Here is a 22,785-nt window from a genome sequence, read left to right on the forward strand (position 1 = left end):
TATTTAATCTGCTAGGTTGGTAAATTGCTTTACCAATTGCTCACCATCTATAATATACTCTGTTATACTAAAAATTTCTTTTCGGTTTTTTCTAAAGTCTTTTACAAAATGTGCCAAACTGTCTTCTAAAGCTGTGTGTTCTGATCTAAACTTATGAGAATCGTACGCAAAAGGGTTTTCTATAAGCTCTGTTAAGTGGTGTAAATGACTAGTGGTTTTTTCTAACAAACCGGTACATTGTTTATCTACAATTAATAAACTTATTTCTATTTCTTTTACCAAGTCTACGTTTTCCTTTTTAGAAATCCATAACAAGTACTTTTTTATTAGTCGGTGTAAAAACCGTAAATCGTCTTTATAAAACAACAAATCAGATTTCCAATGCTTTGTTAAAAGGTACAGTTGTTGCCAATTGGCTTCGTTAATATAATTGTCTGCAGGTCTGTTTCTAAAATTACTCATACTAAATTATTTTCTAGTAAAAGTAAAAGCATAAAATTGTTTTAGGTATGATATTTATCATACCCAGAACTAAAAAATTTACATAAGTTTTTGCAAAAATGTATTGTTTTAACACCTTATAAATATGGGTAGATGCGCTACAAATAAAAATATATGTAGTACTTTTATGGCCTAAAAATAACTTGTAATTAGAGGAGCTTTTATGCAGTATACAGACGTTTTTATTGAATTTTGGGAACAAGTAAAACAAAGTGTTGAAGAAGAACGTTTTGCTAAGCTTACAATGGCTAAAACCATTGGTAAACCTAATTTGAAAAACATTTTTGTACGTCCTGTATATTCTAATGATGGTTTTATGGTATTACTTAAATTACGTTACAGATCTAGAGAAACCGAAGATATAGAGCAAAAATTGACTTTAGATGAAGCTTTCCCAATACTACAAAAGCACTTAAAAACTTCATTTTTTTCGGTATTACTTTTTACAACTACCAAAGACGTTACTTTTAAAATAAACAAAAAAGGCGCAGGTAGCATTACCGAGGGGTTACCAACTTTTACAAATATTACACAAGCAGAAATAGACGATAATTAAACCCTTTACAATTCTATTAAAAAATCACCATAATTTAACACTGATTTTCTTACTTATTACATTAAATACCTAAAAAAACCTTTAAAGCTAGAGCTGCAAGGTCTTTATTATATTGTTGTATTGGTAAAAACTACCACTTACGATTTTTAGTTGCTTTTTTGCTTTTAGTTGCTAAGTGTTTTTGCTTACGGTATTCTGGTGAAGCAATATGCGCTTCTATACTGGCAATAATATTGTTTTTTACGCCAGTTATCAGCTTTGTTTTGTAGTTTTTTCTCTCGTACCACCAAGCCCATAAAAATAGTAAAACAACCAATATAATTTCCAAAGGATTATTACCAACTACAGGAACTTTATAGTAAACACTTACTCCTATAACTGGTTTTAAATATTTAATTCCAAAATATAACAGTACCATAGCAGCAAAGGCAAAGGATAAAAAAATTCGCTGTTCATATTTCAATTCTTTTTTAACCTTATTATTAATTTTTAAGATAGATGCGTCACTTAATAGCGTGTGCTTATTGGTGTACATTTTGGTTATTGTGTCTAACCTAGATGCTATATTGCTTTCTGAAACCTTGTCACTAGTATGCTTTACAACATAGGTATTGTAGTCCAGATAATCTTGTTTGGTAATTTTTAGTTTTGGGTATAGAGCGTATAAACTCATTTGTAATATTGATGCTTTTGTGGTTGTTTAGCTCATAAATATAGAAAAACTGTCTACTACTTACTACTAGTTCTAGAATAAAAAAACCTCAAAAACAGGTTGTTTTGAGGTTTATAATATCAATGAGGTACTGTTATTCTATTTCTCTAACACTTCTTCTTTTGTAGCTGCACCTTCTTCTTTAGGTTTTTTCCATAAAGCATAAGAAATACCTGCCCAAGATAGGTTTAAAATAATCATACCTATAAAAAATGGGTTACGCCCACGGTCCATACTGTAATCTGCTATTCCAAAAAGGTAAACTGCCAATAAGGCAAATAATACCACTACACCTACAAAATACCCTATTTTTCCTTTTTTAGTTAAATGCTTTAATAGTAATCTTTCTAACATAATTTTATTTATATGGTTATTTAACTTTTAATTAATCTAACAATTGGTTACTTACCAATTAATCGTTTAAAAAAACTCTTTTTTACTTTTTCTTCTTTTGGCTTAGTCGTATCATTTGGGTCTATATTGGTAACCTTATACTCTGCCTTAGATGCTATATGACCTTCTGGTAAACCTTCCTTTTTTTCTATTTGTGCAAGTTGTTCCATTGCTGCTTGTTGGTAGAGCAATGCACCTTCTGGATCGCAGTTAAACAAATTAGAATAACAAACAGATTTATTTAAATCCATAGGGTTAGGCTCTACTACTTCAGTTGCCTCTAAAAGTCCTAAATTGTGTTCTTTAGCATAATTTAGAGCCTTTAAAAAAACAGTAATTCTATTGTAAGAAAATAAATTATCGAGCTCACTTTTAACGTCCACATTAGTATCATAATCCTGTAACAACTGAACAACCATATTAGCTGGTATATAAACACCAGAACTATAATTAGTACTTATACTATTGCTTATACTGTTGGGGTATTTACCAGGATCTATTATTTGATTCCATTTTTTATAGTATTTTTTAAAAAATGGTTGTTCTATAAAAGATAGAGCTGAACCTCTAGTGTAAAAAAACTTACTAAAGAAACCTTGTATTACAGCTACATAAAAGCCGTGTGTGGTATCAAAACTATCTTCTTTATTGGTCTCTAAGGCAACTTTTATAGTATCTATATATTTTTCTTTGTAAAAATCATCTAGACTGTGCTCTTCTGCAAGTGTGTTTATTAAATTTTGATTATCCATTACATCAAAATACCAGCTCTTTATTTGCTTTTCATTAATTGGATGATAACTTATATCCCAACCCATATGTTTACTATTTAAATCTTTAAAAATATTATAAGCTAAAATTACATTTAATGTCTACTGTTTAAAATATCTAACCTATAAGCGTAAGTACAAAAACTATATTCGTGCAACTTTTTAATTAACGCAGTATTTTTATACATATTTTAATTTTTAGGTTGTTGTAATTTAATTTTTTAATATCCTTAGTGGTTCGCAAGCAATTGTTTAAAGCTTTACTGCTTACTTCCTTGTTGGTCTAAGTAATGTTTCTACTTTTGCACAAATTAAAACAACGCAGTTTAATGTTAGATTATGTGGTTATTGGTGGTGCACAAGCAGGATTAGCTATGGCGTATCATTTAAAAAAAATGAATAAGAACTTCTTAGTTGTAGATGGCGAAGACCAAATTGGGGCTTCTTGGCTAAACAGGTGGGACTCTTTAAAACTATTTACCTCTACCACTTATAATAACTTACCTGGTTTAAAATTTGATGCTCCTAAAAACCACTACCCCTCTAAATTTGAAGTTGCAGACTACTTTAAGGCTTACGTTAAGAAGTATGATATTCCTGTACAATTAAACACACTGGTTACTGCTGTACGCAAAACCAATAAAGGTTTTTTTATTACCCATAAAGACGGAGAAATTAGCGCTAAAAATGTTATTGTTGCTACTGGTCCTTTTCATATACCATACACTCCGCCTTGCCATACAAAACTTGCTAGTAGCATATTACAAATGCATAGCAACTATTACAAAACACCAGAACAATTACAAAGCGGAGATGCTTTGGTTGTTGGCGCAGGAGACTCTGGTTACCAAATTTTAAATGAACTCTCTAAAGATGGTTCTAGAACTGTTTATTTTTCTGGTGATACCACTGTAAAATCTATTCCGCAACAATTTTTAGGTAAAACCATTTGGTGGTGGTTTACAGTTACTGGTTTTTTAAGCTTTACCAAATATAGTTGGCTTGGTAAGCGTATTAATGCTGCTAAACAACCTGTTATTGGTACTAATGTAAAAGAAATTTTAGCTAGAAAAAATGTTATTGCTGTTGGTAGAACTAATGATGCTTTAAATGAAAAGCTATTTTTTGAGAAAAAGAAGGTATCTACCATTAAAAATATCATTTGGGCTACGGGTTACCGTCCTAATTTTAACTGGATTGAAGGTTTGGAGCTAGATGCTGATAATTACCCTAAAAACAAACGTGGTGTTAGTAATATTAAAGGTTTGTACTTTATTGGCTTACCGTGGATGTATACGCGTGGTTCTGCTACTTTAGGTGGTGTGCAAAAAGACGCTAGTTATTTGGCTAGTGTTATTAGGTAAAGTTTTTTGTTTTGAAGAAATTCTTTTATGTTCCTTTTTTTAGGTCGGACTTAAAATTAAACTGCTCGTTTTTAATTAGAAGCATTGTGAAATTTACCTTTAATTAATTCTATTATTTATTCAAGTACTAATACTTAGGGATTTATTACAAAGTAACATTTACCTTTTTAATAAGCTTATTCATTTTTTTCATTGATAAAAAAACGAAATCGCAGATTGAGATTGCCACTAGGCAAATCACAATATAGATTCACGAACTCCTTTAAAAACAATAAAAATCTTGTGAGCTATCCCAAAAAATCTAGACTCACGAACACATTGCTAAACTATACGTCTCAATTTCTAAATAATCGCTAACTTCTTCAAACGCTGTTTGAATTCATAACAAACGGATTATTTGCACGAAATCTCAACTTTAGTTTTACGCAATACTTTCGTAGGTCGGACTTAAAATTAGAATCCTATCTAAAAAGAGTGTTATCTGTACAAAACAAAATCGTAAACTGAAATTGCCTTAAGACAAATCTCAATTTACGATGTATACATAAAGTTTTAAATAGGTTTATATTGATGCTACAAACTCTAAAAACACTTGTTTGTGTAGATCTAAATCTAAATTAGGAGATAAAGAGGCACGTACTATATAGTCTTTATCACCTTCTTTGGTTGTTCCTTGTGTAGAGGTTGCTGGTATGGTCCAATAACACCCTTTTAATTGTCCGTAACTCACACAAAACTTACTCTCGTTTGGTATTTTGGTAATCATTAAATTAATCAACTTTAAGTTTAATGCACGTTTATACGTTTCCCTTTCTTCTTCTGTGTCTCCTTTTGTTGGTAGATCTAATGAAAAAACAGATGGTGTAAAGCCTTCTGCTGCTAACTCTTGAGATACAAAGTTAATTTTTGCTCCTGGTAAGTTAGCGTGTATAAAGTTTACAAAATCTCGTGTGTTTGTATACGCATCTGCAATCCTTTGGTTCATACTTGGCAATTGTTCTGCCAATATGCTGTACTGTAAGGCTGTTGCTTCGTTATCACAAAGTGTTAAGTGTGCTTCAATATTAGCCATTAAATCTGCCGCTTTACTATTACCAACACAGTAACCAGCTGTACATTTTCCTCCACTAGGAAATTTAGAGCCACTAGCAAAAGAAATAGTTCTAACCGAAGCCAATATATCATCTTCGCCTAAAAAGTGCACATTTGGACAAAATGTCTGATCTAAAATAAAAACAGGATCTATAGCCATTGCCCCAGACGGTGTTTTACGTTCCTTACTTAATGCATCTTTTAGTGCTACTAAATCTGGCACTTCTACTCTTGGGTTTGTTGGTATTTCTGCAATAATTAATGGCACTGCATCCTCTGTAGCAATAGCATCTAAAACAGTGTGTATGCTTTGTACCATATCATTATCACCATCTACAGGCAAGTCTACAATAGCTACATTTGGCAAACAAGCTGCTACTCTCCTAGCCTGGTCATTTGTACCGCCGTAACAATTTGGTGGCACAACAATTTTTATAGCTTTTCCTTTATAATTTTCTAATGCATCATTAATTAAGCCCATTAAAATTGCATACTGAATAGACAATCCGCTAGAGGCAACCAATGGTTTTGTACTTGCACGTGTAATATCTTTTATAGAAGCTAAAACACTTGCTTTATCTGCCTTTACGTCTTCTTCATTATATGTATACTCCGCTTCTGTAGTAAGTGAATTTAATGCTAAAAGCGAGTTTGCAGGTGTCATTGCAATGGTTTCTCTTCTGCGTACATGCTGTATGTCTTTTACGTATGCTGTAGCGTTATCTGTAGCGTTATCTGTAGTATTTACAACTAAAATGCTACCCAATTTACCGTGTAGGTTTATGTAAAAATCTATGTTAGAATTTAATGTAACTGCACCAATGGTTTTCTGCTCTTCAATAAAAACAGTGCTACCATTAGTAGCTTCAATTTCATCTGTACTACTTATTTTTTTAAGATTGAAGTTGTATCCGTAAACACTTTTTATAACTTCTTCATTAAAATTACTAGGTAAACTGCTTTTGTAGTAGATATTAGTGTCTTTTTTATCAAATAAATTTTTACGTAATATTGATAAAACAGGAACAGTATTAGAATCAAAACTTATAACATTTTGTGTATCTAAACCTTGTAATTTTGCTATTCCCCACTCCAACACACAAGATAAAGGATGACCTAACCTAATATAGTCATAAGCAGTGTGTAGCTCACTTAAAGCAGCTGTAGTGCTGTTATTTGCTACATATAAAGCTTCTAGCTCGTTTAAAAACTGAACTTTAGCCAATTCTTCATTGTAAATATCTAGACGGTGTGTAGTTAAATTTAACCAATCTGTTGGCATATTAGCTACTACGTCTTTTATATAATTTAGTGTTTTATTGTCTTGCATAAGATTCATCTTTAAAAGAAGCCTGCAAGATACGTTAATTAGATTTTTTTATGAAGTGAAACAAGGCGCATTGTTCTATTTTACAATAGATTTAACGCCTTGTACTTTTTACTGTCTTGGTATTTTTTTAATACTGTTTATGTATCTGTTGGCACACTGTCCCAATCATCTCCATAACCAATTATCCAACTAAGTCCGTATCTTCTTTCATACACAACACTAGGATTTAATTCTTCTGGCATTTCTTTACCAAATAATTGTGCATCTCTTACGCGCCAATGTTGATTGTATAACTCTGTTTCCATAGCTGTTAAATCTTCATCTGGTCTTAATGTAATAGTTGTTATAAATTCTTTTGGATTGCCTATTATTTCTGCGAGTTGTTTAATACTGTACACATCAAACTGTGCATTTAAGGCTGGCATTTCTTCAATTAAATTTGCTGCCCAAAATAACGATGTTAAAGCTTCTGCACGCCAACTAAAATTAATAATAGCATTTTGTTCTGGTTCATTAGAATTTATAAATTCTGTTTCCTTAAAAGACAAATAGTTTTTTATATCATTAGTAGCAATCCAAGCTTTAAAATTTGGATCTTCTCCTTGGTGGGCTTTACCAATAACTGCTAGTAAACCTAAAATACGTTCTGCTACTGCTTTTGGTGTTCTTACTTGCATATCCTCTTCTAACTCTTCGTTATCCATATCTGTATATTTATTATCAAAATTGTCTTTCATTACTATTCTTATATCTTTTTTTTATGATTTTTGTGTTTTTTTATTTTTAATTTTAGTTGCGCTAACCCAACTAAAATAAGGCACGGAATTATTATCATTATAAAAAACAAAACACTAAAAACCCACCAAGAAATGTCTATACCGTGACTGTAGGCTGTACCTATTAAAAGGCCCAGAATTAGACTCACAACCAAACCTATAGCAGAAACTGTAATTAAATATTTTTTTGGATGTAGCGTAGCGTATTTTTTAAACATACCAAGCGCTATTACAATTATTATAGTGAGTATGGTTGTTATAATGTAAAACATCTTACAGTTTTATTTTTTTAGCATTTGTAACTACTATTAATTGCTTAATAGGTCATAAATATCATTATCATTAGTTGTCGCTGTAAGCTTAGTGATAGTGATTTTTTTCTGATTATTTCATAGTTAATAACGCAACAAAGTTGAAGATATTTAGTTTAAAAAAACAACCTACTTGTAGTAAAAATAAAGTAGCAGTTTACAGGGTAGTGAAATTTATATTTTATACCTATAATGACCAATAATTTTAAAAGAAAATAGGCAATCTTGCAAAACTTGTCCGCCTCCTATATTATGTACAATTAAGTTTCTTTTACCATCTTTAGATTTTTTATCTACCACAATCCCAATATGTGTAATTGCTCCTCCTAAATTCCAACAAACAATGTCACCAGCAACATAATCTTCTGCTTTTTTAGATATTAATTTTTCTTCTCCTTTTCGTTTAAAATAAGTCATTAAATTGGGCACTCTACGATGGTCTATGTTTCTGTCTGTTGTTTTTAAACCCCACAATTTGGGGTATTTATTAAAGTTAGCTTTCATATCTAAATGCACATTTTTTTGAAGATCTACACCTATTTTGCGATATGCGCGAATAACAACATCTGTACAAACACCTTTATTACTTGGCACATCACCATTGGGGTAATCTATAGAAAAGTAACTAGGATCATAAGTAACCTTATCTTTTGTTAACTCTAAAGCAGCTTTAACTAAATTAGTTTTATTGCTACTTGCTTGTGAAAAGCCAAAGTAGCAACTTAAAAAGAGTACTAAGGCTAGGTTTTTTTTATACATATTATTTACAATTTCCTTCTACAATTTGATGTATTTTTAACACATTTACAACCTCATAAGTACCGTCATAATCAGCTGCAAAACCATATTTTTCTTTACCTTTATCTATAATTTCAACCTTTGCATTTATTGGTGTATAGGGTTCTTTTCCGTTAACCAATGCATAATACAGTTTCTCTAATCTGCCCGATTTTGTTTTATCATTAATCCAATACACCTTATCACTATTACAGGGTTTAAAAGTTGCAACTTCTACGCCAAAAGTTAATTTACCACTTAGCGTTTCTTTTTTATATCTGGTTAAAGAGTCTACTTCTTCTTTTAACCCCTTAATGGTATCTTCTAGCAGCATTATTTTATTATTCATATAACTATCACTAGTACTTATAGAAGTAGTTTCTATGTCTAAACTAGAAGCATATTGCTTGTTATTACAAGAAGCAAAAATTAAACCTATTAGAGCTATAAAGGGTAAAGTGTGTTTTAGTCTCATACTATCATTTTAAATTTTGTTTCACTACCTTGACAAACAGTAGTTATACACACCAAAGATGAAACTATTATAGCTGTATTATAAGCCTATTTCTAGTGAAAACAACACCCATTTTACAGGGTATTAGTGTAACTAATAGTTATTTTGTAATTTGAATAATTTTTCCGTTTGATGCTATTTTAAAATACGTTATTTCTTCTTGTTTGTCATCAGTCCAAAGAATATCTGTAATTGTAAGTTTGTCTTTGTCAATTTTAGATTCTATTCTTGCCCAACCTTCTGCTATTTCGTCATAAGAAATTGTTTTATAATCTATTAATTTACCATTTAAACTGTAGTTAATTAAAGTAGATTCCATTTCATGATCTCCTTTGTAAGTAACTATTACTAGCGAATAAAAATCTTTAGAAAATTCTAGTTTGTATGATGCAATAGATTTGTTGTTATACCCTTCTTTAAAATAATTAGGGTATATTTTTTGTAAATGTAATACTTTAACTGCTTCTTTTTTATAGAAATTTGTTTTGCTAAAATTGTCAAAATTAGTAGTATCTATAGTTGGTAATGTTCTTGTTTTTATTAAACTAGCTATAGCTTTAAAATTTTTTGTTTGCTGTGTTATTGGTGTTTTATCCTCTATTTCTCCTGAATAATATGTTAGTCTAGGGGTCTTTTCTGCATAATCTTCAGGTAATATTAATGTGTATACAAACTGAGTATCACTAACCCAAGTAAAACTATGAAACACACAAATATCATAATCTGGGTTAACCTTACCCAAATAACTATATTTACCATCTATTTTTTTTTGAAGAGAATATGTAACGCATTCCTGACCACCATAGTAACCGTTTAGGCGATACTTACCTGTAGGAGAAGTAATTAAATACTCTGGGTTACCAACAGTATTATTAGACTCGCCTGTTTTTATATGTATTACCATATCTGAAGAATGTCCGCCCTCTAGCATTAAAATACCTAGATCTGGATAATAACCAGACCACCCTTTAGAAAAACCATAATCATTAGATTCTTGATTTAACAAAAGTTTTTGTCCGTTAGCTAATGTAATGCTCTCTAGAGCATCATCTCTTAAATATTTTTCATCATAAAAAATCGTTTTCCAAGTAACCTTATCTTTTAATAAGGTTTTTACTGAGTCAAGATCTCCTATTTTTTTATAGGTGTGTGAAACTTTAGGTAGTTTAGAAACTATTTTAGTATACGCTAATTCGTTTATTTTTTTTGTAGAAATTTTTAAATTAGGATTATTATATTGTTTTAAATAGCCATCAAAAACATAACCTTCTTTTTGTATTTGTTGCTCTTCTTTAGAAACCAAATACAAATAATTATCATATCTAATTTTAACCCATTTGCCCATTACAGGTGTGCCATTATCGTAAACTGTTAATGGTATAGCAGTATCTTCAATTTTTTTTACTAAAACTCCGTAAGGTATTTTTGCCACTTTTTTTCCACTTACATTAGCACTTTTCCTAACATTTAGTCCGCTTTCTGCATTTATAATATAATACTCTTGCGCTTTAGTAGTAAAACATACAAAAAGGAAAATTAATATATAATATAATTTCATTAGACAGTTCTTTAGGTTTATAATTTACAAATTAAGCATATCTAATTTATGAATACATCACTGCATAAAGGGATTCTAAACTAATTATAAAATACGCTAACCTCCTCTAAATTAGTTTTATTGTTAATAATATAAAAATACTTTAATTGCTACTGTTGGGTTTTTAAAGCCTGTTTACTTGTTGTAATATCCCAACATTTATACTATATAGTTGGCTACAACATAAAAAGCTCTGTAACAATTATGCTACAGAGCCTTACTTATTTGGTTTAGTTGGATTCTAAATTTTAGAGTTTTCCCTTTAAAGATTCTAACCTATCTAATTCATCAAACTTAGCAGTTACTATTTTACCGTCTTTTAGTCCTTCTATTTCACTATCTGAAATATAAAGTTTAAAATCACGATCTATTAAGTAATTTTTAAAAGCTTGTTTGTGGTTTAGTACAACAGAACTAATTAATTGCGGAAAAGAAGTTAGTACTTTCTCTAACTGACTTTTATCTATAGCTGGTATTTTTTCATCATCTATAGTTACAACTAATGTTCCTTGTCCGTAATTAGCGCAGTAATAACTTTTAGAGTTAAATAAACCACAAGCTACCATTCCTATTTTGTGTTCAAAACCTTCATCTGAGTTAAAATGTGGCTCTACTAGCTCATTTATACCGTGCTCCTCTCCAAATTCTTTTAATTTGTTAGACTGTAACAATAAATTTTCTGGAATTCCGCTTTGGGTGTTTGCCCATCCCCACATCCAAGAGTTATTATTAAATGAGAAAGAACCTATTACTTGTATTGGAAAAGATACATCTCCAAAAACAATACTTGCAGTGTTCATATTTAGCTGCCAACCATTGTCTCCTATTACATCTGCAAAAACAAATTGTTTCTCAAAAGACAAGCCGGCAAAAGCCTCTAACAAATCATTAAACGATTGTGGTTTTTGCTTAGCTATATTTGTAAATTTACTAGTATCTAAAGTATTATCGTTTTCCATTTTTAATTTTAAGTAATTGTTTTTATTAATTTTTAGTTTCTAAAGACAAAAAAAGCTCACCATCATCTGTCATACCTATTGGGTGTTTGGTTCTTTCTAACCACTCTTCTTCATATAAAAACTTATTACATTCACTAACAATATTACGGCTAAACCTGTCTTTTGCTAACTTAATAATTTGTTCATCTATAGCTGTGGTATTGTATTTAAAGAAAGGTACATACTCCATACTTAAATGTAGTAAAATAATATGTGTTTTGTTTTCTTCCTTATAAATATCTAACACTTTATAATACGCTGGTGCTCTTAAAACAAAAAAGCCAAACTTTGCTACATCCGGATTAATTTTAGCCATATTAATGGCCTTATTTGTTGCTATGGTAAAGCGTACATTTTTAGACAATCCTTCAGAAAACACAGATACATCTGTAAAACCTTCTTCTTTTAGTATTTGATTTTTTTTATAGTTTAATAGTATTGATTCTTCTAAATCACAATCTCTATAAAACAATAGCAAACCAGTATAAGTATCCTTTTTTATTTGAGCATACTGGTCTGTACTTTTATCTCCATCAGTCATTAAAACAGTAATTCTTAATTTTTAGTAATATTATACCTCATTGTTTCCATAATTGGCGCAAAAAAGTTTGTTTCTTTAGAGTCTATTCTTTTGCTAACAATAGTATAAGGAAATGTGGTATACACAGGGTTTTTATGACGAATGCAAATCTCCTGCCCATACTCATCTGTAATATGTTTCCAATGCGTAGCAAACTCTTCATTTAATACTTCACCGTAAGCTGCTCCCAAACCAAATTGCACCATTTTTGGTGTTGGTTTAGTAGCACATTTAGAATTAAAATCTGCTATGTCTTCATTTGCAATAATATCTGTATTGTCTGCTAACCAAAGCTCAAAAACCTTGGTTAACAAACTAACAGTAAATTCGCCTTTAAATTCTGGCTCATATTTTTTACAAATAGAATATGCTAAATCTAAGTCTAACTCTAAAGTACTTAATTCCTCTTCTGTTAAATCTCTTAGTGTAGTTTGCATATTACTTAAAATTTAAAGGTTGTTTTCTAACAAATCTGTAAGTACTTTTACTCTGCTATTAACATCTGGAGCATTACTTACTGGGCAATGGTTTACTTCTAAAGTACCATCTGTAAAAGTATAGGCTCTTTCTGGATTGTGGTGATTATCTCTGTTTACAATTACAACTTTTTTAAGTCCTTCTTGTAATGCTTCTTTACCCATATCATCTGTAGTAATTGCTGTAAAAGCTTGCACTAATGGCTCAAAATAAATTTGAGAATATGTATCCATATACAAATGCGTAAAACGGTCTTCAAATAATGTTTCCCATTCTATTTCTAAAGGTACATCAAAGCCAGCTGCAGCAACAATTTGGTCTTTTAACGCAGGAAATTTTTCGTCTTGAAATGCTTTTGTAATTTTCTTTTCTTTAAGTCCCATAATAGTATGTTTTAGTGTTTATTTTAATAATCTAAGATTCTAAAATAGCACTAAAACACACCTTATTATAAACGGTTTTACAAGCGTTGTTTTTTGTTTTAAATCCGTTTATAAATTGGCTAAAAACTGTTTTAAATAACTTTTTTTTCTTGATGCCAATGGTATTTTCTCTCCGTCTTTTAGTAATATATTACTTAATATTATAGACTCTATATAATTAATGTTTACTAGGTGCGACTGGTGTACCCTAACAAAAATTTGATCACTTAAAATGTTCTCATAATATTTTAAATTACGTGCACTCATTATTTTTTTATCTGCAGTATAAAAAATGGTATAACTACCGTCTGACTGGCACCTAATTATATCATTTAAAGGCAAAATATGCTGCTCTTGAGTTGTTTTAATAAGTAAGTTTTTTTGCTCTTCTTTGGCCTCAAAAGCTTCAACTTTTTTTTCTAAGTTTTTTAATTTTTTATCTTGCTTATATGCAACTCTAAACCTATCTACACAAGCTGTAAGCTCATCAGAATCTATAGGTTTAAGCAAATAGTCTACAGCATCTACACGTATTGCTTGTATGGCAAAATCATCATAAGCAGTTGTAAAAATTATTTTAAAAGAAATATTTTTTAAAGCATCTAGTATAGAAAATGCATTACCACCAATTAGCTCTATGTCCATAAAAACTAAATCTGGTGTATGCGTTTTTAAAAATTGTATGGCTTTATCAACAGAGTCTATTTTTGCTATAATTTCTATGTCTTTTTGTGTGTATTCTAGTAATTTAGACAAGGTGTTTTGGGCATTAAACTCGTCCTCTATTATAACAACTTGTATCATACAATATTAATTTTAAATATAATTTTGGTTCCTATAGCTTCATTATTTTCGCTATACAAATCTTGTATCTTAAAACTTTTTTCTTCTCCTTTTTTACGCAATTTTAATCGTTCTTTAAAAACATCTGTTGCGTGTAACTCTTTACTTTTTTTTGTTTTAGATTGATGTGATCTTCCCACGCCATTATCTTTTATCACAAAACAAAGTTTAGTATTTTCTTTGGTTATATTTAGTTCTAAAATACCACCATCTTTTTTCTCTTTTAACCCGTATTCTATAGCATTTTCTAAAAAGGGTTGTAATAGCATTGGCGGTACTTTTAAGCTTTTAACATCACAATTTTCGGCTACATTTAAAATGTATTTAAAAGCATAATCAAAACGTAATTGTTGTGTTTCTATGTAGTTAGATATCATATTAATTTCTCGTTCCAAACTAATTTCTTCTTTACGTACATAATCAAAATTTTGGCGTATAAGCTTAGCAAATTTGGCAATATAATTTGATGATTTTACAGGGTCTTTTTCTAGAGTAATATTTTGTATTGCAGCTAGTGTATTAAAAATAAAATGTGGATTCATTTGCATTCTTAACAAGCTCTGCTCTAGTTCTGATGCCTTATTGGCCGCTTTAAGCTTGGTAATGTATAAATAAGCACCCAATAGCACTAAAAGTAATAACAAAGCAGCAACCAAACTACCATAAAGCAACCTGTTTTTAGCGCTAATTTGTTTTAAAAACAAAAGTTCTGCTTCTTTTTCTTTTGCCTTATATTTTACAGTAGAAAAGTGCAGTAAGCGTTCTGTTTCTTTAGTATGCTGTTTTATTTGTAAAGCATCCCTTTTTTCTTGATACGCCAAAGCTTCCTCTGGCTTATTAGTGCGTATTGCAATAGTTATAAGTTTATCTAAAATTTGTATTTGTTGAGGCGTATCTTTATTCTGTTCAAAAATTTCTATTGCCTTTTTATAATATGCTTTAGCTGTAACAAAATCGTTATTTAAAAAATAGGTAAAACCAAGTCCCTTATACGGAGCTCCATTAATTACGCTAATATTTTTATTTACGCTAATTGCTGCCTGTAAAAATTTAGCTGCAGAAGCATATTGTTCTGTTTCTATATAAGTGTAACCTATATTGTTAAGCAATTTTACAATAGTTTGCGGAGATTTTATGTTTTTACCAAGTTCTAAAGCCTCCTGGTAAGCTAGTAATGCTTTGTTGTACTCTTTTTGTTTTAAATAAATACCAGCAATATTAGACTTTATAGCAATTACAGAAGTGGTATCGTTTTGGTTTGTAAAAATATTATCGGCCTTTTTTATATACTCTAAAGCCTTAGGATAATCTTTTAATGTAAAGTGTAACTGAAACAGTAAGTTATTTGCCTTAGCAAGTAGCCTTTTATCTTTTAATGAACTAGCATTTTTTAATGCTTCCAAAGCAAATTCTTGTGCTTTTTCTAAATTATTAAAGCGTAAATTTGCGGCACTTAACGTTATTAAACTTCTGGTTGTATTGTAATTATCATTTAAATTTATAAATAAATCTTTTGCTTTTTTATGTGTATTAATAGCCTCTAAAAACAAATCGTTTACATAATAAATTTCTCCTTTTTTAAATAAAATTAAAGCGTATTGCTGCGGTGTAAGTCCTTTTAGGTTGCTTTGTAAGCTGTCTAAAATATTAATAGATTTTTCATAATTAAACTGTGAGAGACTGTCTGTAATTTTAAGAGTTTCATCAAAATCTATTTGGTTGTTTTCTGTGTTGGTACAACTAAATAAAATAAGCAATAAAACACTATAAACCAACCTATTAACAAAAAAGCAATATTTCATGTATGCAAGTACTATTCTTTAACAAACGAAACTAACATTTTTAAAGTGAAACAGAAATTTTTTTAACAACTATATGGCAAATATAAAACCGTTAGCGTCGGTTATAAAAAGCATCTATAAGTTTATAAAAATGAATGTTATTTTGGCTTTATAAAAAGTGAATATGGACTATACAGAAACTATTGAAAACATAACAAAAGGTGGTGGTTTTGAAATAACACACAAAAAAGAAGTTACTAAAAAAATTACACCAAAAATTAGTATAGATGATGCTATGTTTTTAATTTATGATTGGCCAGACGATAAGGAAGGTGCTAACACTAGTATTATAATTAACTTAAACTATTTTTTTATTTTAAATGATAAAAAGTATGAGATAAGCACTAAAAATACTTTTTATGATTTTGGCAATAAATTTTATGACAACTTACAAAATTGGTTTTATAAAGATATGTATCCATTATTTGTAAAAAAAGCGTTAGAAGTTTCCAAAGAAAATATAGAAAAAGATTTTGGAGTTTCACTTTCCAATATTGCACCTTTTGACACACAAGAAACTAAAGCAAAAAGATTAGCAAACAAAGCAGCTAAGGGTACACTAGTAGATTATGTTTAAAAAATACATTTAAACAATAGGTGTAACTAGTTATTAAAATGAAATAAATGAGCAATAGTTTATTAGAAAAGCAAAATGAATTATATGGTAATTTAAATTTTGCAGCAGCAATTAAAAAAGACAATGTTGGTATTATAAAACATTTTATTGCGAGTGAAAAAGAGGCGTATGAAAATAATTTTCAAGGACAATTTTACCCTTCATACCACTATGAAATAAGCAGAGTAATGAGTACCAAAATGTCTAAAATTGATGATGAAGATATTTATTTGGCATTTTATTACCAACTTAAACTAGGTAACATATACAAGCCTTTAGAGAAACATTACCCTTTATTTTTAAAAGCTTTAGCTCACAATATAGATGACAATGATTTAGATAATACGTTTTTAGACGCAGATATACTGTATTTATTATTTGGTATAAAAAACAATGAAAACTCTGACTCTGTTTACGATATATTATATAATGACTATGCTAATTTTTTACAATTTACAAAACTCTGTAATAGCTATACCACATTTCCTAATCTTAGAAAAAAACACGCTAAGTTTGCCCCTTTTTTAAATAACAAAGCATTGGTTAACCGTATAAAAAAAGGACTTCATTATTATTTTAAGAGTAGTTTTTTAACAGCTGGCTCATTAGTTTTACTGCTATTAGATACTAGTGATAGTGCTAAGGAAGTATTATACAACTTGCATAAAACAAATTTAAAAAATACAGATGTTTGGCTTTTAGGTAGCTTTTATATGGACTTTAAAAAAACAGATGCTAACAAAAAACTTTTAAAAGATTTATATGCTACTTACCCAAAAGAATGGATAGATGAATACCAAAAAAACTGATTGGAGTTAAACTGCTTTTTTATAAAATTTTTGCGAATTAATTTTAATGCCTTTATTTTTTTTATTGTAGATAAATGTATTGACAATATTAATAAGCAAAGACCATAAAACAAAGCCTATAAAGACCAATAAAATAACTTTTAAAAAGTTTTCCTTAGTAACATCAGGTATTCCTAATACATTAAAATAATTACTATAAAAATTATACCCTTTAGAAATTCCTATACTAAAAAATATAAAGCCAATAAGTAAATACATATACTTAACAAAAAAATCTTTTTTGGGTAAAAAGTAATCTTTAGATGGGTTTTTAGGGTGATAGTAAACAGGTGTGATATCTCCTATTTTTACTTTAGAATTGCTTCTTCCTTTAATTCTACAACTTTTTATTTTTTCGTTTTTAAAATACTCAAAACTATAAACAGGAACCTTTATAATACCAGAGAATCCTTCTTCATTCTCTGAACCTTTCTCAAAAGATATAGATACAACTTTTGCATTAGTTAATATACCGTTTCTTTTAATTCTTCCGTTTCTAAATAAGATGTACAGAAAACCTAAAATTAACAGCAACCCAATTACCAAAAAAATTGTACTTGCAATTATAGCCATATAAAGCTCAAAAGTTATAGTAGATAATAAATTTGATACTTAATATATGTAAAATATATCATAAAAAAAAGTGTTTTTATAGTAAATTCTCATCTAATACGCCATTTAACTGAAATTTAAACAGTTAATTAACAAAAAACCATTCTATTTGTAAGTTTATCTTACTTTTTAATATTTTTTTTATTACATCTTCTAATTCAGTATAACTTACCACTTCTATTTGGCACTTTTCAGTATCTATACATAGTGTTTTATTATACTTAAATTTTTGTGATTTGGATAGTAAAACAAACTCGTTAAGTGTATTAGAATTTATATGCTTATTAGCTTCTTTATCCTTACTATTTTTAAGTTGTTTTTAATTTATTACTAGCCTCAACTAGCGCATAAAAATCTTTATTAATAAGTTTTGCTATATACTGTAGTCGTTTTTCATTTATACTTTTACCATATAAATTGTAATTATCTATATTGGCACTTATATAAGCAACATCTTTAGTTTTTAAATACTTTTTAAAGTTTTTATCATATAAACTGTGTAGCTCTTGATTGTATGCATTTACTAAATCACTAGATATTATATCTTCAATATAAGCACCATTAAAGTTTACCCAAATTGGTGTAGAGGCTATTAACTCTATATGAATATTTATAAAATTATTAGCTTTATCCTTGGCTTTAAAATGATATTCATACGCCAAGGGAACTTGCTCAAAAGAAGTAAAATTGTAATTGTCTTGCAGAAATTTAAAATATGTTTCTACAGCATATTTAACCTCATAAAGCAAGTTGTTCATACCTTATATTTACTGAATAAACTAGTTTGCTTGTGCCTTAAACTCGTTCATTTTTTTTAATACTAATGGAACAAATAGGGCAAATTTTGCATTAAAGTCTTCTTGAGATGTTGCTTTGTTCATAGTTGCAACCATTGTAGACCAAGCTTTATGCAACTCATCTTCTTTAGTTCCGTTGTTTTCTGAAAACTCTATATTTAAAGCCTTTAAAAGGCTCATAGTGTCATTTTCTTCATAAAAGCCGGTGTCTTTTACCATAAAAAAAACGTTTTCTAATGTTGGTTCTCCTTTTAATAAGTCTGCAATAGATAAGTTTCCTTTGTTTGCTCCAACAATCTCAAAAGTATCAATCATTAGGTTTTGTACTTTTGAATTTATAGTTTCTTTTAACTGTAATGTACTCATTTTTTGTTTTTATAGTTTAACCGTTATTCTTTAATAACAATTCCGTTTTTCATTTCATCATTGCTTGGCTTCTCAAACCAAGTTTCCATAAAGTCAAAATTTTCTTTGCTTACTTCAAATTCAAACGTATCTCCTTTTTGTGTGTTTCTTTGCATTACTCTTTTAAACCTAGTTTCTTTAGAAATATCTAAAAAATGAGTTTTTACTTTAAACCCATTTTCTTCTGCAAATTTTCTAAACTTCTCCCTATGACTATATTTAGAGAGTCCTAAATCTAAAATTGCAGCAACATTAGACTCCTGCAGTTGCTGCACTACATTTAAAATAATATCCTCTGCCCTATTTATGCGTTCTAAAAACCACTCTAAACCATCTTCTGGTTTTTTATCTGCAAGAAACAATGTGTTGTTCCATTTATCTATAGAAAATACAACCCCGTTTGTTTCTTTTTTTAATTTAGTTGCATAAGTAGTTTTACCAGATCCAGTATTACCAACAATTAAATGTATCATAACTTTATACTTTATTTAAAAAAATAAAGAACGTAAATAATTACTTATCTATAGGAATTGTACCAACAATTTGCCCTTCTTTAAGCACAAAAAGTAAATTTGATATTGGTGCATTTCCATAACTATCATCTTCCCAAGTAGCAATATGTAGATTTACAAAAGTGCCTAATAGCGTAGCATCTGCGTGTCTAGATACAGCCATCATACAGGTACGCCTAGGAATACTTACTAAAATTTCTTCAGCATCTAGCATTTCATGTGCTTTGCGCATATGCTTAGGTGATAATATGCGCTCACTAGAAAAATCTAAACCACTAGAAGTTAAAACTTTATTATCTAATTTTTCTAAAGCTGTAAATTCAGTTTCAAATTCTTCTAAATTTTTAAATGCTTCTTTTAATACGGCATCCGGATCTAGTTTTTCTAAATGTTTGTGAGTTAAAAATATAAAATCATTTGGAGTATCATAACCAAAACCAATAACCACTTTTAAATCATCATCTGTACCTATAAAATTAGACTTTACAGCGCCTGCTTTAATACCTACCCAATCTCCTGGTTTAAGTATTGGGTAAATTTTATGTTCACCATTTTTTGCTTGCTCAGCTAATTTTTCTATTTCTTTAGATCTTTCATCTTCATTTAAAAAATCACTCATTCTACTAATTTTATATTTAAACTAAGTATTAAAATAAGAAAACTATCAGCTAAAAAAGAAAGCCTTTTATATGCGTTGCATTTTGTTTTGTATTTGAATATAAAATCAATTACTCTATAAATTTTAAGTGTCACACGTAACATTATCCCACTGCGCGTTATTGTAATTTATAAGCCAGTTTAACGCATAATGACGCTCATACACTACTCCAGGGTGTACTTCTTCTATTTGTACACCATTAATTCTTGCGTCTACACAAGCCCAATCTAAACGGTAATATAAATCGTTTGCATTAAGTATTTCTGTAGTACTCCTAACTGTTGCTTGACCGTTTATAAAGTCCCAAGGATTTTTATTTTTACCAACCGGGTACTCCTCTGATGGTATATTATTTAGGTCTGCTAAAGTATTAGGAAAACCTATGTTATTTACCTTGTTTAAAGCCCAAAAAAGCACCCAAATACACTCACATTTCCAAGTTTCTTGACTTTTTTTGTCTTCAGTAGGGTCTTGTAAAAAATCCATTTCTGCTGGAGTAACCAAACTTAATAAATTGTGTTCATTAATATATGTCAAAGCATCTGCCCCAGACATAGAATTGAATGCAACAAAGTTTGTAATAGCCAATATAGTTACACGTTCTGCTATTTCTTTTGCTGAACGAATTTCTACACTTTCTTCACTCTCTACAAATGGTAAATTCTTATTTACTTTTATATTTTTTGATGCTATAAAAGCATCATTTTGTTCTTTTCTTAATTTTTGATCCTCTGTAACATTATGCATTGGTTTATCATAATACTTAGTGTCTATATTCACTACCAGATCTTCTATTTCACAATTACGTTCACCGTCTATAATTAAATCTAAATTTTTATCTAAAAAATGCTGACCATTAGATTTAGATATTGGTGTATCTGGCTGTACAAAAAGTACCGCGTCTAACTCTTGTGCTAACTCTAAAATTATTTCTTTTAAGTTTTTAATACTACCCTCTTGCTGAATAGAAAACTCTGCATTTAAGGTTTGTACTTTGGCTAAAAACAACCCTTTTACTTTGTCATTATTAGTAGGTAAAGAGTTTATATAACCATATAAACCTTTTAAATTCTCGTTTAAGGGGCAATCTTCTGTTGCGTGAATTTGATAATCTGGTTGTAAACGTTCTCTGTAATTAATAAGTAATTTACTGTCTTTACCAAACAAACCACCTTTGGTTTCTGCTACTATTATACTAGAATTTTCTGTAGTATTTACACTTACATTAGAAATGCTTTTTTTTAACACTTCTACAATTTTATCTACACCAACTTTATGCGTGTATACGGTACAAATCATATGTATTATTTATCTATTTACTCTTTTTAATTAATAGGTTCTCTGTATAATTGTTTACCCCACATTTGAATATCTATTTCTGGCAAATGAGAATGATTTAGTAAATGTGATATTTCTTCTTTTATCTCACGTATTGCTTTTGGGTCTTCCGTTCTTATTCTTGTTTCATAATTATGTTTTGTTCCACTTGCTGTAAAGTTTAACGACCCTAAATAAGCAATCTTATCATCTATTAGATATATTTTACTATGTATAAAAGTGTCACTTAAATAGTTTTTCCTTGGTGATAAATAAACTTTAAAAGGAAACAGCTGAGAATACCAATATGAATATATTCGTTTTAATTTAATTTTTCTCTTATAAATTTTAGCAATTAGAAAAATAAAAAAACGGGAAGTAAACCAAAAAAACATTGATGTTCCTAAGGTAATATCCTGAAAGAAATAGACTGGTAAATAAACCCCATCCAATTGAATTAAGTACTTTTTTTAACACCAACCATTCTTCTCTTTTTTTAACAGCTTCATCATCTACAACTCTGTTTTGAATAATTAACTTATGTATATTTTTACTACGACCATTTTTATTTATTTGAAAATCTTCAATATCATCAGTAGTAACCAATTCAATATCAATATTTTTTTCGTGAAAATCAATTAATTCTTTAATCAAAGAAGGTGATAAATATGGCGATACAATTTTAATAGAATTTTTAGCTCTGTTAATTTCTTTCATCAGTTTTGTACCAGCACCTTTACCTATATAAATATCACATATTGCTCCGTTATAATACATTAAGTGTAATTGTTTTATAATTTACTTTTTTAAAGAACTACTTTTAATAGATATAACTGAAATACAAAAAAAAGAATTAACTCTCAATTACTAAAGATAGTTCTTACAGTTAGTAATTTAGAGATTGTTTTTTAATACAGCAAAAAATTATTCTATATATGTGTTTATAGAGCAGTCTAACTTACAATTTTTAGCAAGCATTTTTCTAAAACCTACTGCCAGGTCATATTCTTCAAAAATTAAAGCTTCTGTAATACTATCGCTAAGTATAAGTTGTTGCAACAAATACTCTACTACGTATTTATTGTCTGCGGTAAATAGTACAAATTTGGTAGTTCTCAACCTTAAAAGTTTGTTTTTATAAGATTTTTCAAATGTAATAAATACAA

General features: G+C 29.2%; 28 protein-coding genes. 4 read left to right on the top strand and 24 right to left on the bottom strand.

Annotated features, from left to right (window positions below):
• Nucleotides 1-3 precede the first annotated feature (3 nt).
• Complete coding sequence (locus tag CELLY_RS15375) at nucleotides 4-462, bottom strand: hypothetical protein (RefSeq protein ID WP_013622621.1); 459 nt, start codon at nucleotides 460-462, stop codon at nucleotides 4-6.
• A 202-nt stretch (nucleotides 463-664) separates the two neighbouring features.
• Here CELLY_RS15375 and CELLY_RS15380 point away from each other — a divergent pair, with 202 nt between their 5' ends.
• Nucleotides 665-1,057: a hypothetical protein gene (locus tag CELLY_RS15380; RefSeq protein WP_013622622.1), complete on the top strand. Its 393-nt coding sequence runs from the start codon at nucleotides 665-667 to the stop codon at nucleotides 1,055-1,057.
• Nucleotides 1,058-1,187: 130 nt separating this feature from the next.
• Here CELLY_RS15380 and CELLY_RS15385 read toward each other — a convergent pair whose 3' ends face one another.
• The 3 genes from CELLY_RS15385 to CELLY_RS15395 form a co-directional block, all read right to left on the bottom strand.
• The gene (locus CELLY_RS15385; protein WP_013622623.1) at nucleotides 1,188-1,730 is read right to left on the bottom strand and encodes a hypothetical protein; all 543 of its coding nucleotides are present in this window, start codon (nucleotides 1,728-1,730) and stop codon (nucleotides 1,188-1,190) included.
• Between the two features lie 138 nt (nucleotides 1,731-1,868).
• Nucleotides 1,869-2,123 carry a hypothetical protein gene (locus CELLY_RS15390; RefSeq protein WP_013622624.1) on the bottom strand — a complete coding sequence of 85 codons (255 nt, stop codon included), beginning with the start codon at nucleotides 2,121-2,123 and terminating at the stop codon, nucleotides 1,869-1,871.
• A 47-nt stretch (nucleotides 2,124-2,170) separates the two neighbouring features.
• Complete coding sequence (locus CELLY_RS15395) at nucleotides 2,171-2,980, bottom strand: hypothetical protein (protein ID WP_013622625.1); 810 nt, start codon at nucleotides 2,978-2,980, stop codon at nucleotides 2,171-2,173.
• 281 nt (nucleotides 2,981-3,261) lie between these two features.
• Between CELLY_RS15395 and CELLY_RS15400 the strand changes: the two genes are divergently transcribed.
• Nucleotides 3,262-4,296, top strand: coding sequence for a flavin-containing monooxygenase (locus CELLY_RS15400; protein ID WP_013622626.1), 1,035 nt, complete (start codon nucleotides 3,262-3,264; stop codon nucleotides 4,294-4,296).
• Nucleotides 4,297-4,858: 562 nt separating this feature from the next.
• Here CELLY_RS15400 and CELLY_RS15405 read toward each other — a convergent pair.
• From CELLY_RS15405 to CELLY_RS15460, 11 genes are all read right to left on the bottom strand, one after another.
• Nucleotides 4,859-6,718 carry a PLP-dependent aminotransferase family protein gene (locus tag CELLY_RS15405; RefSeq protein WP_013622627.1) on the bottom strand — a complete coding sequence of 620 codons (1,860 nt, stop codon included), beginning with the start codon at nucleotides 6,716-6,718 and terminating at the stop codon, nucleotides 4,859-4,861.
• Nucleotides 6,719-6,855: 137 nt separating this feature from the next.
• Complete coding sequence (locus tag CELLY_RS15410) at nucleotides 6,856-7,455, bottom strand: DUF4272 domain-containing protein (RefSeq protein ID WP_013622628.1); 600 nt, start codon at nucleotides 7,453-7,455, stop codon at nucleotides 6,856-6,858.
• Between the two features lie 524 nt (nucleotides 7,456-7,979).
• Complete coding sequence (locus tag CELLY_RS15420; protein WP_013622630.1) at nucleotides 7,980-8,564, bottom strand: DUF1287 domain-containing protein; 585 nt, start codon at nucleotides 8,562-8,564, stop codon at nucleotides 7,980-7,982.
• Between the two features lies 1 nt (nucleotide 8,565).
• Nucleotides 8,566-9,057: a hypothetical protein gene (locus tag CELLY_RS16790; protein ID WP_013622631.1), complete on the bottom strand. Its 492-nt coding sequence runs from the start codon at nucleotides 9,055-9,057 to the stop codon at nucleotides 8,566-8,568.
• A 139-nt stretch (nucleotides 9,058-9,196) separates the two neighbouring features.
• A complete protein-coding gene (locus CELLY_RS15430) occupies nucleotides 9,197-10,654 on the bottom strand; it encodes an SH3 domain-containing protein (RefSeq protein ID WP_013622632.1) in 1,458 nt (485 codons plus the stop codon).
• Between the two features lie 287 nt (nucleotides 10,655-10,941).
• A complete protein-coding gene (locus CELLY_RS15435; RefSeq protein WP_013622633.1) occupies nucleotides 10,942-11,652 on the bottom strand; it encodes a DUF6882 domain-containing protein in 711 nt (236 codons plus the stop codon).
• 25 nt (nucleotides 11,653-11,677) lie between these two features.
• Nucleotides 11,678-12,232 (bottom strand): hypothetical protein, encoded by a 555-nt coding sequence (locus tag CELLY_RS15440; protein WP_013622634.1) that lies wholly within the window; start codon nucleotides 12,230-12,232, stop codon nucleotides 11,678-11,680.
• Nucleotides 12,233-12,246: 14 nt separating this feature from the next.
• Entirely contained in the window at nucleotides 12,247-12,708 is a 462-nt protein-coding gene (locus CELLY_RS15445) for a DUF3806 domain-containing protein (protein WP_013622635.1), read from the bottom strand.
• Nucleotides 12,709-12,720: 12 nt separating this feature from the next.
• Nucleotides 12,721-13,131 carry a hypothetical protein gene (locus tag CELLY_RS15450; RefSeq protein ID WP_013622636.1) on the bottom strand — a complete coding sequence of 137 codons (411 nt, stop codon included), beginning with the start codon at nucleotides 13,129-13,131 and terminating at the stop codon, nucleotides 12,721-12,723.
• Between the two features lie 108 nt (nucleotides 13,132-13,239).
• Nucleotides 13,240-13,974 carry a LytR/AlgR family response regulator transcription factor gene (locus tag CELLY_RS15455; protein WP_013622637.1) on the bottom strand — a complete coding sequence of 245 codons (735 nt, stop codon included), beginning with the start codon at nucleotides 13,972-13,974 and terminating at the stop codon, nucleotides 13,240-13,242.
• Nucleotides 13,971-15,815, bottom strand: a complete 1,845-nt coding sequence (locus CELLY_RS15460) for a tetratricopeptide repeat-containing sensor histidine kinase (protein WP_013622638.1) — start codon at nucleotides 15,813-15,815, stop codon at nucleotides 13,971-13,973. The genes CELLY_RS15455 and CELLY_RS15460 overlap by 4 nt, the downstream gene beginning before the upstream one ends.
• 163 nt (nucleotides 15,816-15,978) lie before the next feature.
• Here CELLY_RS15460 and CELLY_RS15465 point away from each other — a divergent pair, with 163 nt between their 5' ends.
• The gene (locus CELLY_RS15465; RefSeq protein ID WP_013622639.1) at nucleotides 15,979-16,431 is read left to right on the top strand and encodes a hypothetical protein; all 453 of its coding nucleotides are present in this window, start codon (nucleotides 15,979-15,981) and stop codon (nucleotides 16,429-16,431) included.
• A 47-nt stretch (nucleotides 16,432-16,478) separates the two neighbouring features.
• Nucleotides 16,479-17,279, top strand: a complete 801-nt coding sequence (locus CELLY_RS15470; RefSeq protein ID WP_013622640.1) for a hypothetical protein — start codon at nucleotides 16,479-16,481, stop codon at nucleotides 17,277-17,279.
• Between the two features lie 6 nt (nucleotides 17,280-17,285).
• Here CELLY_RS15470 and CELLY_RS15475 read toward each other — a convergent pair whose 3' ends face one another.
• The 9 genes from CELLY_RS15475 to CELLY_RS15515 form a co-directional block, all read right to left on the bottom strand.
• Nucleotides 17,286-17,891 (bottom strand): DUF3592 domain-containing protein, encoded by a 606-nt coding sequence (locus CELLY_RS15475; protein ID WP_013622641.1) that lies wholly within the window; start codon nucleotides 17,889-17,891, stop codon nucleotides 17,286-17,288.
• Nucleotides 17,892-18,238: 347 nt separating this feature from the next.
• A complete protein-coding gene (locus tag CELLY_RS15480) occupies nucleotides 18,239-18,688 on the bottom strand; it encodes a hypothetical protein (RefSeq protein WP_013622642.1) in 450 nt (149 codons plus the stop codon).
• 21 nt (nucleotides 18,689-18,709) lie between these two features.
• On the bottom strand, nucleotides 18,710-19,093 hold the full coding sequence (locus CELLY_RS15485) for a hypothetical protein (RefSeq protein ID WP_013622643.1): 384 nt from the start codon (nucleotides 19,091-19,093) through the stop codon (nucleotides 18,710-18,712).
• A gap of 23 nt (nucleotides 19,094-19,116) precedes the next feature.
• Nucleotides 19,117-19,605, bottom strand: a complete 489-nt coding sequence (locus tag CELLY_RS15490; protein WP_013622644.1) for a P-loop nucleotide/nucleoside kinase family protein — start codon at nucleotides 19,603-19,605, stop codon at nucleotides 19,117-19,119.
• Between the two features lie 40 nt (nucleotides 19,606-19,645).
• On the bottom strand, nucleotides 19,646-20,263 hold the full coding sequence (locus tag CELLY_RS15495; protein WP_013622645.1) for a DUF1444 domain-containing protein: 618 nt from the start codon (nucleotides 20,261-20,263) through the stop codon (nucleotides 19,646-19,648).
• 123 nt (nucleotides 20,264-20,386) lie between these two features.
• Nucleotides 20,387-21,601 carry a DUF4272 domain-containing protein gene (locus CELLY_RS15500; RefSeq protein WP_013622647.1) on the bottom strand — a complete coding sequence of 405 codons (1,215 nt, stop codon included), beginning with the start codon at nucleotides 21,599-21,601 and terminating at the stop codon, nucleotides 20,387-20,389.
• A gap of 26 nt (nucleotides 21,602-21,627) precedes the next feature.
• Nucleotides 21,628-22,014, bottom strand: coding sequence for a phospholipase D-like domain-containing protein (locus CELLY_RS17360; protein WP_013622648.1), 387 nt, complete (start codon nucleotides 22,012-22,014; stop codon nucleotides 21,628-21,630).
• On the bottom strand, nucleotides 21,968-22,396 hold the full coding sequence (locus CELLY_RS15510) for a phospholipase D-like domain-containing protein (protein WP_013622649.1): 429 nt from the start codon (nucleotides 22,394-22,396) through the stop codon (nucleotides 21,968-21,970). The genes CELLY_RS17360 and CELLY_RS15510 overlap by 47 nt, the downstream gene beginning before the upstream one ends.
• A gap of 147 nt (nucleotides 22,397-22,543) precedes the next feature.
• Nucleotides 22,544-22,738, bottom strand: a complete 195-nt coding sequence (locus CELLY_RS15515) for a hypothetical protein (RefSeq protein ID WP_013622650.1) — start codon at nucleotides 22,736-22,738, stop codon at nucleotides 22,544-22,546.
• Nucleotides 22,739-22,785: the final 47 nt, after the last annotated feature.

It is taken from the genome of Cellulophaga lytica DSM 7489 (genome assembly GCF_000190595.1).
GTDB classification, from domain to species: domain Bacteria; phylum Bacteroidota; class Bacteroidia; order Flavobacteriales; family Flavobacteriaceae; genus Cellulophaga; species Cellulophaga lytica.